14 protein-coding genes are annotated in these 12824 nt (G+C 71.4%); 8 read left to right on the top strand and 6 right to left on the bottom strand.

Translation table 11 applies throughout. The features are described from left to right. The first annotated feature begins 127 nt into the window (after nt 1-127). Complete coding sequence (locus tag N1031_RS00835) at nt 128-769, top strand: TetR/AcrR family transcriptional regulator (protein WP_259477691.1); 642 nt, start codon at nt 128-130, stop codon at nt 767-769. Between the two features lie 43 nt (nt 770-812). Then, a complete protein-coding gene (locus N1031_RS00830; RefSeq protein ID WP_259477690.1) occupies nt 813-1436 on the top strand; it encodes a TetR/AcrR family transcriptional regulator in 624 nt (207 codons plus the stop codon). On the opposite strand, the gene N1031_RS00825 is transcribed toward N1031_RS00830, so the two are convergent. The 3 genes from N1031_RS00825 to N1031_RS00815 are packed head-to-tail and all read right to left on the bottom strand — an operon-like array spanning nt 1433 to nt 4718. Further along, complete coding sequence (locus tag N1031_RS00825) at nt 1433-3175, bottom strand: FAD-binding oxidoreductase (RefSeq protein ID WP_259477689.1); 1743 nt, start codon at nt 3173-3175, stop codon at nt 1433-1435. The genes N1031_RS00830 and N1031_RS00825 overlap by 4 nt on opposite strands. Then, a complete protein-coding gene (locus tag N1031_RS00820) occupies nt 3172-3936 on the bottom strand; it encodes a lysophospholipid acyltransferase family protein (RefSeq protein ID WP_259477688.1) in 765 nt (254 codons plus the stop codon). The genes N1031_RS00825 and N1031_RS00820 overlap by 4 nt, the downstream gene beginning before the upstream one ends. Further along, nucleotides 3933-4718 carry an SDR family NAD(P)-dependent oxidoreductase gene (locus N1031_RS00815; RefSeq protein ID WP_259477687.1) on the bottom strand — a complete coding sequence of 262 codons (786 nt, stop codon included), beginning with the start codon at nt 4716-4718 and terminating at the stop codon, nt 3933-3935. Before N1031_RS00815 ends, N1031_RS00820 begins: the two co-directional genes overlap by 4 nt. Nucleotides 4719-4798: 80 nt before the next feature. On the opposite strand from N1031_RS00815, the gene N1031_RS00810 reads away from it, so the two are divergent. The 4 genes from N1031_RS00810 to N1031_RS00795 are packed head-to-tail and all read left to right on the top strand — an operon-like array spanning nt 4799 to nt 9380. Further along, on the top strand, nt 4799-5767 hold the full coding sequence (locus tag N1031_RS00810) for a hypothetical protein (RefSeq protein ID WP_259477686.1): 969 nt from the start codon (nt 4799-4801) through the stop codon (nt 5765-5767). After that, nucleotides 5764-8136 carry an HAD-IB family hydrolase gene (locus tag N1031_RS00805; RefSeq protein WP_259477685.1) on the top strand — a complete coding sequence of 791 codons (2373 nt, stop codon included), beginning with the start codon at nt 5764-5766 and terminating at the stop codon, nt 8134-8136. Before N1031_RS00810 ends, N1031_RS00805 begins: the two co-directional genes overlap by 4 nt. Before the next feature lie 10 nt (nt 8137-8146). Next, complete coding sequence (locus N1031_RS00800) at nt 8147-8941, top strand: ferritin family protein (protein WP_259477684.1); 795 nt, start codon at nt 8147-8149, stop codon at nt 8939-8941. A 1-nt stretch (nt 8942) separates the two neighbouring features. Then, the gene (locus N1031_RS00795) at nt 8943-9380 is read left to right on the top strand and encodes a YdeI/OmpD-associated family protein (protein WP_259477683.1); all 438 of its coding nucleotides are present in this window, start codon (nt 8943-8945) and stop codon (nt 9378-9380) included. On the opposite strand, the gene N1031_RS00790 is transcribed toward N1031_RS00795, so the two are convergent. Together N1031_RS00790 and N1031_RS00785 are read right to left on the bottom strand one after the other, a co-directional pair. After that, nucleotides 9338-11053, bottom strand: a complete 1716-nt coding sequence (locus N1031_RS00790; RefSeq protein ID WP_259477682.1) for a hypothetical protein — start codon at nt 11051-11053, stop codon at nt 9338-9340. The genes N1031_RS00795 and N1031_RS00790 overlap by 43 nt on opposite strands. Nucleotides 11054-11157: 104 nt before the next feature. Further along, nucleotides 11158-11319, bottom strand: a complete 162-nt coding sequence (locus tag N1031_RS00785) for a hypothetical protein (protein WP_259477681.1) — start codon at nt 11317-11319, stop codon at nt 11158-11160. A 13-nt stretch (nt 11320-11332) separates the two neighbouring features. On the opposite strand from N1031_RS00785, the gene N1031_RS00780 reads away from it, so the two are divergent. Together N1031_RS00780 and N1031_RS00775 are read left to right on the top strand one after the other, a co-directional pair. Next, complete coding sequence (locus N1031_RS00780; protein WP_259477680.1) at nt 11333-12025, top strand: DNA-3-methyladenine glycosylase I; 693 nt, start codon at nt 11333-11335, stop codon at nt 12023-12025. A gap of 38 nt (nt 12026-12063) precedes the next feature. Beyond that, complete coding sequence (locus N1031_RS00775; protein ID WP_259477679.1) at nt 12064-12408, top strand: GNAT family N-acetyltransferase; 345 nt, start codon at nt 12064-12066, stop codon at nt 12406-12408. A gap of 22 nt (nt 12409-12430) precedes the next feature. On the opposite strand, the gene N1031_RS00770 is transcribed toward N1031_RS00775, so the two are convergent. Then, on the bottom strand, nt 12431-12817 hold the full coding sequence (locus N1031_RS00770; protein ID WP_259477678.1) for a VOC family protein: 387 nt from the start codon (nt 12815-12817) through the stop codon (nt 12431-12433). Nucleotides 12818-12824 lie beyond the last annotated feature (7 nt).

The raw sequence follows: 12824 nt of genomic DNA, 5'->3' as shown, positions 1-12824 counted from the left end.
CCGGCGGCGGCACCGTCGCGCATGACTACACTGAGCAGCACCGCGCGAAGCAGCGCCACCCCATCGAGAAGCACGACCCCGCCCCCGCGAGGGCCGCGTCACCAGGAAAGGCACGACCCCACGACCGATGAGCGACTCGCGAGAGAGCTCCCCCCGCTCCACCTACCGCCACGGCGACCTCCGCGACGCCCTCGTGGCCGCGGGCGTCGAGATGGCCCGTGAGGGCGGCCCCTCCGCCGTCGTGCTCCGTGAGGCGACCCGGCGGGCCGGAGTCTCCCCGAACGCCGCCTACCGGCACTTCGCCGACCGGGAGGCCCTGCTGCACGCGGTCTCCGACGTCTGCCTCGGGTTCTCGGCCGACCGCATCCAGGCGGAGTTCGACGCGCATCCAGGCACCGGAGACCTCGAGAGCGACGCCCGGCAGATGCTCCGCGCCGTCGGCCTCGGCTACATCGGCTTCGCCCGCGAGCAGCCCGGCCTGTTCAGAACCGCCTTCACGGTGCCCGACGACCTGCGCCGGGCCGCCGATCCCGAGAAGGCCGGCCTCAACGGTCTCACGCCGTTCCAGCTCGTCGGTCTCGCGCTCGACCGGCTCGTCGAGGCGGGCCTGCTGCCACCGGAGCGCCGCCCCAACGCCGAGTTCCTGGCCTGGGCGACGGTGCACGGGCTCGGGATGCTCGTGATCGACGGCCCTCTGCGCGGGCTCGACGACCAGATGGTCGACTACGCCACCCAGCGCCTGCTCGACATGGTCGACCGGGGTCTCTGAACCGCCACGGGATGCGCGTGGCCGTCGTCGATAGACTGCACCCATGAGCGTCGAAGACGGTGCGGGGCCCTCCGACGGCCGCGACGCCGCCGACCGGCGCATCGTCGAGGCGACGCTCCAGCTGCTGCGCGACCGCGGGCCGGGCGGCATCAACGTGGAGGCCGTGGCCGCCGCCTCGGGCGTGGCGAAGACGACCATCTACCGCCGCTACGAAGACCGCGAGGCCCTACTCGGCGCCGCGATCGACGCGGCCACCACCGAGGTCACCCTGCCGAGCGGCATGTCGACCTACGACACCCTGCACTGGCTGCTCGGCGCCGCCCGCGTGCGAGTGCAAGAGATCGTCGGCCGCGGCACCGTGGCCGCCATCCTCATCGACGACGGCGCCCCGTTCACCGAGCAGCTTCGCGACATGATCCGCATGCGCAGCCACCAGCTGGTGGCCTTCCTCGACGACGCCGTCGCGCGCGGAGACCTGCGCGCGGGCCTCGACGTGAAGCTCGTGGTCAGCGTGCTGCTCGGCTCCGCCGTCGGCCACGTCATCCGCGGCGGCGAGCCCGACGAGGAGTGGGCCGACCGCCTGCTCACCCTCCTCTGGCCCGCCCTCACCCCACCCGTTACCGGGGGCGAGACGGCCGACCACCCCCAGGGAGCCGACCGCTCTTAGGGCGCCGGCACCTCCGCCACGTCGGCGCGGGGCGCCGCGGCCCGGAGCGCGGCCACCGACTCGGGCGTCGCCTGCGCGGGCCCCAGCACCTTGCCGGGGTTGAACAGCCCGGCCGGATCGGCAGAGTCGAACAGTCCCTGCATGAGCTTCACGCCGCCCACCGAGATGTCCTGCTCCATCCACGGCGCGTGCTCCACGCCCACACCGTGGTGGTGCGACAGCGTTCCGCCCGCATCCTGGAACGCCTGCTGGATCGACTGCTTCACCACCTCGTACTGGGCGATGGGGTCGTCGCCGTGCACGAAGGCGAAGGTGAAGTACAGGCACGCGCCCGAGTGGTAGGAGTGCGAGAGGTGGCACATGATCCAGCCGTGCACGCCGAGCGCCTCGTAGGCGGCATCGGCCGCCGCACGGGTGGCGTCGTAGACCTCCTGCAGCTTCGACCACGGCGCCGCGGTCTCCGACACGTCGGCGGCCGCACCCCGGTCGAGCAAGAAGTCGCGGAGGTAGGGCGTGTCGAACTTCTTCTGGTCGTAGAGGGCACCCGGGCCCTTGCCCACGCCGATGCCTCCGTGCTTCTTCACGATGGCGCCCACGAGCTTCTTCTCGTACGACACGTGGGAGGCGGTGCCCTCATAACCGATGAACGACAGGCACATCTCCTCGAGATTCCACCCGCGGCGCTTGAGCACTGACATGAGCACGCTCTGCGCGGCCCCCGACACGCCCTTCGACGCCTTGCGGGTGGCCAGCGAGAAGCCGCTCTCCCGCGCATCCGACACCCGGGTGATCGACGGCGAGGCGTCGGACTCCGCGATCTCGTGCATCGCGGCGAGCCCGGCCTTCCAGGTGGGGAAGAAGTAGGCCTGCACCTCACGCACCTCGGGCTGCCGGTGCACCTGCACCGTCACCTCGGTGATGACTCCGAGGCGACCCTCCGAGCCGATGATCATCTCGCGCACCGACGGCCCGGTCGAGGTCGACGGCAGGGGCCGCAGCTCGACGATCTCGCCGGGGCGCACCATCCGCAGCCCCCGCGTGATGTCGGCGATGTCGCCGTACTTGTCGCTCTGCATGCCCGACGATCGGGTCGCGACCCAGCCGCCGAGCGTGGAGTGCGTGAACGAGTCGGGGAAGTGCCCCATCGTCCAGCCCTTGGCGTTCAGCTGCTCCTCGATGTCGGGGCCCTGAGCGCCGGCCTGGATGCGCGCGAGGCCCGAGTACTCGTCGATCGCGAGAACGCGGTTCAGCCGGCCGAGGTCGAGCGACACGATGCTGCGGGTCTCCCCCACCAGCGGCTCGAGGCTGCCCGCGATGTTCGACCCTCCGCCGAACGGGATGATGACGGCGCCCTCGGCGACGGCGGCGTCGACGATCTGCTGCACCTCCCACTCGTCACCGGGATACACCACGATGTCGGGCACCCGCGCGATCTCGTTGCGGCGGATGCGCAGCAGGTCGCGGATGGACTTGCCGTAGGTGTGCACCACGCGCACCTCGTCGGCGGTCGACGCGGCCTCTTCGCCCACGATCGCCACGAGCTCGGCCTCGAACGAGGGCGAGAGCCGCACGGGCGGCACGGTGAGCTGGTCGAACGACAGCGGCGGCACCGGCGGCACGCTCACGTCGAGCCCCACGGCCTTCTTCACGAAGGGCGCGAACTCCGGCTTGTCCTCGAAGTGGAAGCCGACACCCTCGAGGCCCCACCCCCACCACTTCATGTGCTTGACGTCGGTCATGCGGCTCCCTTCGTGGTGCTGCGGGCGCGGGTGCGCCTGATCGCCGGCAGCGACGGGATCTCGGCGGTCGCCGCCTCCCGTTCGTGCAGCCGGCGTACTTCCCGCGCGATGCGGGCCGAGAACTGGTCGGGTGTCTCGCCGGGACGGCCGAGCATGGGCTCGCCGAACACGACGGCCACCGGTGGGCGGCCCGGGATGGGCCAGTTGCGCCCGCGGGGCATGGCGAGGCTCGCGCCCACGATCGCGACGGGCACGCACGGCACGTCGCACGAGATCGACAAGGCCGCCGCCCCCGCCTTGAACTCCGCCATCTGGCCGGTCTTCGAGCGGGTGCCCTCGGGAAACACCAGCAGCGGCACCCCGCGGCCGAGCAGCTTCTTCGACACGCCCTGGCGCGCCGCCGTTCCCGTGCGATCGATCGGGAAGGCGTTGAAGAAGAGGGAGGTGAGGATGCGCCGCCACCAGATGTCGAAGAAGTAGTCGGCCGCCGCTCCCGCCGCCAGGTAGCGCCCGAGCCGCCGCGGCAGCGCGCACATGATGAGCGGGGCGTCGAGATGGCTGGAGTGGTTCGCGACCGCGATGAACGCGCCCTGCACGCCCTTGACCGCATCCTTGCCGCGCACGCTCACGCGGGTGACCGACCACACGACGGGTTTCAGCAGCATGCGCTGCGCCACGAACCGCATGCCGGCCATGACGCCGGAGGTGAAGCGGTCTTTCGGGGCGCGGATGAGGTGCTTGTGCTCGTACGTGTCGCTCATCGGGCGGCCTCCGGTGTTCGACGACTCGAGGAGATCCGGCCGGAGATCCACCGGATGGTGCGCCGGGGCAGGTGGCGCGTGAAGAAGAAGAGCACCTTGAAGCGCGCCGACGGCACCGAGAGCACCGTGCCGCGCGCGACGTCGCGCAGGGTCTCGGCCACGAGCTCGTCGGAGTCGAGCCAGAGGAACGACGGGATGGACTTCGTGCGGATGCCCGCCCGCTCGTGGAACTCGGTGCGCACCCAGCCGGGCAGCACCGCGCTGACCTGCACGCCGCTGCCCTTGAGCTCGACGGCGAGTCCCTCGGTGTACGCCGTGGTCCAGGCCTTCACGGCAGAGTAGTTGCCGGTGGCGATGGTGCCGGCGACGCTCGAGACGTTGAGGATGGTGCCACGGCGCCGCGCCGTCATCGCCCGGCCGGCCGCGCCGCCCAGCACCAGCACCGCGAGGCACATCACCGACAGCGCCCGCTCGTGCACGCTCGTGTCGCGGGCGATGAGCGAGCCGTGGATGCCGAAGCCGGCGTTGTTGACCAGGAAGTCGACGGGCTTCTCGGTGCTCTCGAGTCGTTCGGCGACCCGGTCGAGATCGGCGCGCACGGAGAGATCGGCCGAGATGATCTCGACCCCGGGGGCGCCTTCGGCCAGCAGCGCGTCGGCGGTCTGCCGGAGCCGCTCCTCGTCACGGGCTACCAGCACGAGATGGTAGCCGCGGAGCGCCAGGGCTCGGGCGAAGGCGGCACCGATCCCCGATGTGCCACCGGTCACCAGAGCCGTCGCCATGCTGCTTAGGATACGCTACGGAGTGCGTAGCGTTCGACGAGCGCACCCACCCAGCAGGCCGCCGACGCGAAGGGACAGCTGTGGCTGCAGAGCACACCACGAGCGCCACCGGGGTCGAGCCCGGCCGCTTCGACGTGCGCGAGTTCGCCCGCACGGCGGTCGGCAGCCACCGCTCCGAGATCGACCTCGAGGCGTTCGCCGAGCGCCCGCTCGACCCGGCCACCGTGCGCCTTCTCGCCTACGCCCGCGAGCTCGAGCGCTCCACCATGACCTATCTCCGCAACGTGCTGGTCACCCCCACCCACAAAGACGCCAGGGTCACCGCCTTCCTCACCACCTGGGCGTTCGAGAAGTACTGGATCGCCGACAGCTTCGAGGTGATCGTGAAGGCCCACGGTCAGGAGTCGCTCGCGGCGCAGGTGCAGCAGCTCCCCCGCCTGCGGGCGCTCGGCCTCGAGCTGGCCGAGCGGGCCACGCCCATCGTCGAGTCGTTCCGGGCCAACTCCATCGGCACCGACGTCATCGCCCTGCACCTGGCCTCGGTCACCGTCGACGAGTGGATCGTCGAGGCCGCCTACCGCCGCCTCGCCGAGCTCGACCCGCATCCCGTGCTCGTGGCGCTGCTCGAGCACGTGGCGACCGTCAAGGCCAGGCACCGGCTCTTCGTCGTGGCCGACACCGAGCGCCGGCTCGCCGGGTCGAAGCGCGCCCGCTCACTGGCCCGCCGGGGGCTGCGCCGCATCGCGTGGCCGATCGGCGCGTCGAGCCTCGCCACATCCGAGACCACCTTCTTCTACGAACACCTCCTCGACGGGCAGCTGGCGACCGAGGTCGACGGGAGGGTGAGAGGTCTCCCGGGCCTCGAACAGCTCAGTCTGGTGGCGGATGCACGGGCCGCGGCGCTCACACCGGGCGGGCCCGGAGCGCGGCTGGCCAGGCGCATCGGCCGCACCGCCGCCTCGATCGCCCACCGACGCAGGCCGCCCATCGGCCGGCCAGAACCCCAATCCACCACCACCCCCAGGCAGCACGACGGAGACCACGCATGAGCGACTCGACCTCGATCGACCAGACCGAGGCCGGCCCCGCCTTCCCCGACTTCACCCTCGGCAGCGCACACGTGCTGCTCACGGGCGGCACCGGCTTCGTCGGCCAGGCCGTGCTCGAGCGGCTGCTCTCCGCGCATCCCGACACCCGCGTGTCGCTGCTCATCCGCCCGAAGTCGCGCACCACGGGCGAGTCGCGGCTGCAGACCCTGCTGAAGAAGCCGGTGTTCCGGCCCTGGCGGGAGCTCGTCGGCGAGGCCGAGGTCGAGCGCGTCGTGCGCGAGCGCCTCTCCGTCATCCAGGGCGACCTGGCGAACCCGGGCGAGCTGCCGGGCGACATCGACGTCGTCATCCACAGCGCCTCCACCGTCTCGTTCGATCCGCCCATCGACGAGGCCTTCCAGACCAACGTCGACGGCGCCACCGGCATTTACGGCGCACTGTTGGCCTCCGGCTCCGACCCGCACGTCGTGCACGTCTCCACCGCCTACGTGGGCGGCATGCGCAAGGGCGTGTCGCTCGAGGCCTCGCTCGAGCACGAGATCGACTGGCGGGCCGAGAACGAGGCCGCGAAGTCGGCGCGCCGCCGCGTGGAGATGGCCTCGCGTCAGCCCGAGGTGCTGCGGAGCCTGCTCGCCGACTCGCGCTCGCGCCTGGGCAAGGTGGGCCCGCAGGCCGTGGCCCAGGATGCGGAGGCCGCCCGCATCGAGTGGGTCACCAAGCGACTGGTCGACCACGGCCGCATCCGCGCCGAGTCGCTCGGCTGGACCGACGTCTACACCCTCACCAAGGCCTTCGCCGAGCGCGCCGCCGAAGAGCTCTGGGGCACCGCGGGCCACCGGCTCTCCATCGTGCGTCCCTCCATCATCGAGAGCGCGCTGCGCCACCCGGTGCCGGGCTGGCTCGACGGCTTCAAGGTGGCCGACCCGCTCATCATGGCCTACGGCCGCGGCCAGCTGCCCGAGTTCCCGGGCGTACCCGACTCGGTGCTCGACGTCATCCCGGTCGACTTCGTGGTGAACGCCATCCTCGCCGCCGCGGTCACCCCGGCGCCCGTCGACGAGCCGAAGTACTACCAGATCGTGTCGGGGGCGCGGAACCCGCTGCCGTTCCACAGCATGTACGAGAACGTCAAGGAGTTCTTCACCAAGAACCCCATGCCGCACGACGACGGCCCCATCGAGGTGCCGTCCTGGCGCTTCCCGGGCGGCCGCTCGGTGGAGCGCACGCTCCGCATGCAGGAGCGACTCACGGGCGCGGCCGACCGCGCCGTGGCCCGCATGCCGTCCACGCACCGCACCCGCGCCTGGACGCAGACCCTGCACCAGCGCCAGCGCGGCCTCGAGCAGCTGCGCTACTTCGCCGAGCTCTACCGCGCCTACGTGCAGACCGAGCTCATCTTCGACGACCGCAACGCCCTCGCGCTGCACCGCTCGATCCCCGACGAGCTCAAAGCCGACCGCGGCTTCGATGTGGCCGACATCGACTGGCACGAGTACTTCCAGACCATCCACTTCCCCGCCATCACCGGCCTCACGAAGGCCTACGCCAACCGTCCGGCCGGCCGGGCCCGCGCCAAGCGCGCACTGCCCGTGCGCAGCGACGTGCTCGCCGTGTTCGACTTCGAGGGCACCGTGGTGGAGTCGAACCTGGTGGAGCAGTACCTCTGGGTGCGGCTCGGCCTCATCCCGAAGGCCCAGTGGCCGCAGGAGTTCGCCTCGCTGATGCTCTCGGTGCCGAAGTACCTCCGGGTCGACCACCGCGACCGCGGCGAGTTCATCCGCACCCTCGTGCGCCGCTACAAGGGCATCCGGGTCGACGAGCTGCAGCGGCTCGTGCAGGGCCAGTTCGGCGCCGCCATGCTCTCGCGCGCCATCCCCGACGCGCTCGACCGGGTGGCCCAGCATCGCGCCGCCGGGCACCGCACCGTGCTCGTCACCGGAGCCACCCGCTCGGCCGCCGAACCGTTCGCGCGCTTCTTCGACGACGTGGTGGCGGGCGAGATGCACTCCACCAAGGGCGTGCTCACCGGCTACCTCGCCACGCCGCCGCTGGTCGACGAGGCCCGCGCCGCGTGGCTGCGCGAGTACGCCGACGCGCACGGCATGAACCTCACGCAGTCCTACGGCTACGGCGACTCGCTCGCCGACGTCGCCTGGTTGAAGCTCGTGGGCAACGCCTCCGTGGTCAACCCCGACACCGCCCTCTACCGGCACGCCCAGCGCACCAAGTGGACGGTGGAGGACTGGACCAGACGTTCATCCGATCGTCAGGTCGTTCCCGGTAATCTGGCCCTGCTGCCCGACGCGTCGCCGGCGCATCCCGCCCGCTCCGAGGAAGGAGACCGGAAGGCCGGCCACGAGCCGCGCTGACCGAACCGCCATGGCTTTCGACATCGACAAGTACACCGAGACCTCCACCAAGGTCGCCTGGCAAGACCTCGACTTCTCGGTGTTCCGCGAGAACCCGCTGCCGGAGGGCACGCTGCGGTCGCTGCGCTACATGTGCGACATCGAATACCACACGGTGTGCTACCTGCGCGACATGCTCGTGACCCCCTCGCACAAAGACGAAGACGTCACCGCCTTCATGACGATGTGGAACCGCGAGGAGTTCTGGCACGGCGAAGCCCTCGCGGCCGTGCTGGCCGAGCACGACGTGATCGTCGACTTCGACGAGCTCAAGGCCACCCGCCTCAAGCTCGGCTGGAAGGACCGCCTCGACCCTGTGAAGCAGTCGCTGCTCGGCAACATCGTGGGCTCGGGCTTCATCGCCGTGCACATGGTGTGGGGCGCCGCCAACGAGTGGTCGGCCGTCGCCGCCTACAACCGGCTGGCCGACCTCGAGAAGCACCCCGTGCTCGCCGAGCTGCTGCGGCGCATCGCCAAGCAGGAGGCCCGGCACGTGGCCTTCTACGCCACCCAGGCGCGTGAGCGGCTCGGCAAGTCCAAGCGAGCCCAGGTGCTCGCCCGGTTCGCCCTCAAGAACTTCTGGGGCCCGGTGGGCTCCGGCGTCATGACCGACGACGAGGTGAAGCACGTCATGGGCCACCTCATGGGCGGTCCAGAGGGCCGCAAGGAGGCCGCGAAGATCGACGCCCACATCGCCAAGATGCCGGGGCTCGACGGCCTCACCATCGTGCAGGACGCCCTCGACGCGCGCGGGATAGCGGCCTGAGATGAAGTTCACCACCACGATCCTCGCCTCGGGCAAGAACAACACGGGCATCCCGGTGCCCGAGAGCGTCGTGGAGGCCCTCGACCACGGCAAGCGCATCCCGGTGGTGGTCACCCTCGGCGACTACAGCTATCGCAGCTCGATCGTGTTCTACACCGGGCGGTTCCTCATCGCCCTGAGCGCCGAGAATCGCGCCGGTGCGGGCGTGGGTGCCGGCGACGAGGTGGAGGTCGACGTGGTGGTCGACGACCAGCCGCGCGAGGTGGAGGTGCCTGCCGACCTCGCCGCGGCGCTGGCGACGGATGCCGACGCGGCGAGTGCGTTCGCGGCCCTGTCATACAGCAACAAGCGGCGCATCGTGCTCTCGGTCGAGGGCGCGAAGACCGACGCCACGCGTCAGAGGCGCATCGAGAAGGCGCTGGCCGAACTGGTCTCCTGAGGCGCCTCCGGTTCCGCTTCCACGGGGCGCGGTGCGGTCGCCCGGCACACCAGCATCGCGCTCACCGGCACGGCGAGCCAGATGACGGCGACCACGGTGAACAGCTGCGCGTCGTAGTCGAGCACCACCGAGGTGGCGAAGGTGCCGAGGATCGCGACCTGCAGCGCGCTCGACGCGACCAGTCTGCGGGCGGTGACGCGCGCATCCGGATGCCGGGGCGGGCTGAGCAGCAGAAACGCCGCGAGCGAGAGCACGATCACCACCGGGCGGGAGAGCGCGTCGTCCCACACCGCCGGGATGAGCTCGCCCGCGTGCACGGCGGCGACCGGGATGACCGCCAGCCGGAGGATCATCCCGTGGTCGACGGGTCGCCGTCGCCCCAGGCTCACGGCGAAGAGGGCCGTCGCCGTGAGCACCAGCAGCACCACGACCTGCGTCGGCGAGGCCCAGAACACGGGAACGCCCCGGTCGCGGAGCCCCAGCACGAGACTGCCGACGAACGGCACCAGGTACACCAGTGCGACCACTGCTCCCACCCGGCCGGTGCTGCGACGGTAGCGGCGGCGGAACACGATCACGAGCACCATCAGCAGCACGGCGAGGCTCACGAGGTGCACGAGACCGAGGTACCCGCTCGGATCGGAGACCGTGCCGGTGACGAAGAGCACGGCGAAGAGCACCACCGAGAGCACCACGAGCACGAGGTTCGACAGCCCCGCCGAGATCGAGACGAGCACCGTCACCGTGCGCTGCCCCAGGGAGGAGAACGGGGCGGATGCGGAGCGCAGGGCCGCGACGACGACGAGGGCCGCGATGACGGCGGCGTGCGGCCACGACCACCAGGTGCGGAGGCTCCAGAGCTCCGACTCGGCCTCGCCGAAGACCTCGTTCAGCACGGTGTAGCGCAGCACCAGCACGACGAGCACCCCAGCGAGCACCAGCGCGGTGGGCAGGGTGCGCACGCGACGCCGCTCCACACTGCCTGCGGTCGCGTTGGCGGACTCGGCGGCGGAGGCCACTCCGGCGATGGTGACGAACCCCGTCACGGCCACCGCCGCCGAGCCGAGGATGGCGTAGCTGGAGACCATGGAGAGCGGCACGACACTGACCAGCGCGTCGAGCCCGAGCGGCAGCCAGGCGCAGGCGGCCGCGGCGCCGGCCGACACGATGAGCGGGATGCGCCCGGAGAGCCCGCCCGCCAGTGCCAGCCCGGTGGCGGCGAACCCCAGCCAGAGGGTGACGCCGACCGCGAGGAGCGACCCGGCGCCCACGAGGAAGAACGCGGGCACGAGCGCCGTGCCCAGTGCCACGAGTGCGGCCACGACGGTGCGCCTCACCCGCTCGTGGTCGCGGCCTGCGTCGGCACCGGCGCGCAGCTGAAGCAGCACCGTGGCGGCGCCGGAGCTCAGCGCGCTCGTGGCGAGCAGCACGGTCCACACGACGAGGAAGGAGTCGTCGTCGGTCGGCACCGCCGCGCCGCCGAGCGTCTCGGGGGCGAACGGCTCCACGGCACCCGGCACGAGGAGCACGACCGCCGCCGCGATCCACGCGAGCCAGAGCACGACCACCACGGCGCAGAGCGACCGCGGCAACCCGTCGAGGCGCACCCGCAGCGGGCGCCGGGCGACGGTGAGCAGCGCGTCGAGCACCCGTGTGCGGAGCAGATCGGTCACCGCTCCAGTGTGGCGATCATCCGGTCGTTCTGGGAAGGCCCGCCGTCACGGCAATCCTGGCGCAACCGGCCGAGCCGAAGGCCCGCCGCCGGCTCAGTGGAAACTCAGTGCCGGCGCTGGCTCGGCAGCACGTGGAAGCACACGGCCAGTGACGCCGACACGCACACGATGCCGGCGAAGAACACCCAGGCGTCTTCGTGGATGCCGAACAGGAGGATTCCGACCAGGAACAGCAGGATGGCTCCGAGAGCGGCGAGCACGTTCATTCCTGGTCCTCCGATGCTGTGTTCCTCCCCACGGGGGGCTTCCCCAATACTAGAGGATGTGGACGACGCGACCGGGGTCATCGTGGGGCCCGACGGTCTCGCCCGGCCGGCCTGGGCATCCGTCGACCCGCTGCTGCGCGACTACTACGACACCGAGTGGGGCCTGCCGGTGCGCGACGAGCGCGGGCTGTTCGAGCGCCTGAGCCTGGAGGGGTTCCAGGCGGGGCTGTCGTGGGCGACGATCCTCCGCAAGCGGCCCGCGCTCCGCGCCGCGTTCGACGGCTTCGACCCCGACGTGGTCGCCGGCTACGACGACCACGACCTCGCGCGGCTGCTCGCCGACCCCGGCATCGTGCGCAACCGGGCCAAGATCCTCGCCGTCGTGGGCAACGCGCGCGCCACCGTCGCCCTCCGCGACGACCCCGAGGTGGAGGGGGGCCTTCCCGGGCTGGTGTGGTCGTTCCAGCCGGCGACCACACCGCGGCCGTCGACCTTCGCCGAGATCCCCACCACCTCCGCGGAGTCGATCGCGCTCGCCGCCGCCCTCAAGGCCAAGGGGTTCCGTTTCGTCGGACCCACCACGATGTTCGCGCTCATGGAGGCGGCCGGACTCGTCGACACCCACCTCGTCGGGAGCCACCGCCGGGGCAGCTCGGGTGTGTGGCCGCGGGAGGACCACCCCGCGCATCCCGCCCCACCGGCCTGACGCTGGCGCATCCCGGGCGGGTCTGCTTCGCTGGAGTCATGAGCGACACCGAGACCCCCGACGCCCCCTCATCTGCCGTCGTGGTGCCCCAACCCGCCCGGCACCGCTACAGGCTCGAGGTGGACGGCCGCGCGGTGGGGTTCACGGGGTACGCCGACGTGGGCCGGCAGCGCGTCTTCCTGCACACCGAGATCGACCCCGCCGAGGGCGGCAAGGGCTACGCAAGCACCCTCATCGCCGGAGCCCTCGACGACGTGCGGGCGAGCGGGATGCGCGCGGTGGCGATCTGCCCGTTCGTCGACGCGTACGTGAAGAAGCACCACGACTACGACGACCTCGTCGACCCGGTGTCGATCGAGCTGCGGGCGGCACTGCGCGGCTGAGCTCGGGCGCGCTCGCCGGGCGCTACTCCTCGAGCACCGAGAGGATGTTGCCCGAAGGGTCGAGGAACCATGCGATGTCAGGGCCCATGCCGGCCGCCTTGCCGCGACCGATGCCCTTCTCGTCCTGCGGCATCGTGTCGTAGCGCTCGAACACCACCCCGGCGGCCGTCAACTCATCGACCGCGGCGTCGATGTCGGGCACCACGAGGTTCAGGATGGTGAACGAGGCGGGCGAGTGGGCGTCGCCCTTCGGATAGGCCATCACCGTGGCACCCCCGGGGAGCGTGATGCCGAGGATGCCCATCTCGTTCGGCTGCACCTCGAGGCCGAGCACGTCGCGGTAGAACCGCTCCGCCTCCGCTGTGTCGCGCACGCTGAATCCACTGAATCCGTGGGTCGAGGTGACCATGACCGCC

Source organism: Herbiconiux moechotypicola (genome assembly GCF_024979255.1).
Lineage (GTDB): Bacteria > Actinomycetota > Actinomycetes > Actinomycetales > Microbacteriaceae > Herbiconiux > Herbiconiux moechotypicola.
Note: the sequence above shows the minus strand (reverse complement) of the source record. Positions and strands in the feature narration are given on the sequence as shown.

Excerpts from the sequence above, each read along its gene's own strand:
- N1031_RS00835 (WP_259477691.1), top strand. The coding sequence starts at position 128 with ATGAGCGACTCGCGAGAGAGCTCCCCCCGCTCCACCTACCGCCACGGC.
- N1031_RS00830 (WP_259477690.1), top strand. The coding sequence starts at position 813 with ATGAGCGTCGAAGACGGTGCGGGGCCCTCCGACGGCCGCGACGCCGCC.
- N1031_RS00825 (WP_259477689.1), bottom strand. The coding sequence starts at position 3,175 with ATGACCGACGTCAAGCACATGAAGTGGTGGGGGTGGGGCCTCGAGGGT.
- N1031_RS00820 (WP_259477688.1), bottom strand. The coding sequence starts at position 3,936 with ATGAGCGACACGTACGAGCACAAGCACCTCATCCGCGCCCCGAAAGAC.
- N1031_RS00815 (WP_259477687.1), bottom strand. The coding sequence starts at position 4,718 with ATGGCGACGGCTCTGGTGACCGGTGGCACATCGGGGATCGGTGCCGCC.
- N1031_RS00805 (WP_259477685.1), top strand. The coding sequence starts at position 5,764 with ATGAGCGACTCGACCTCGATCGACCAGACCGAGGCCGGCCCCGCCTTC.
- N1031_RS00800 (WP_259477684.1), top strand. The coding sequence starts at position 8,147 with ATGGCTTTCGACATCGACAAGTACACCGAGACCTCCACCAAGGTCGCC.
- N1031_RS00795 (WP_259477683.1), top strand. The coding sequence starts at position 8,943 with ATGAAGTTCACCACCACGATCCTCGCCTCGGGCAAGAACAACACGGGC.
- N1031_RS00785 (WP_259477681.1), bottom strand. The coding sequence starts at position 11,319 with ATGAACGTGCTCGCCGCTCTCGGAGCCATCCTGCTGTTCCTGGTCGGA.
- N1031_RS00780 (WP_259477680.1), top strand. The coding sequence starts at position 11,333 with ATGCTGTGTTCCTCCCCACGGGGGGCTTCCCCAATACTAGAGGATGTG.
- N1031_RS00775 (WP_259477679.1), top strand. The coding sequence starts at position 12,064 with ATGAGCGACACCGAGACCCCCGACGCCCCCTCATCTGCCGTCGTGGTG.
- N1031_RS00770 (WP_259477678.1), bottom strand. The coding sequence starts at position 12,817 with ATGGTCACCTCGACCCACGGATTCAGTGGATTCAGCGTGCGCGACACA.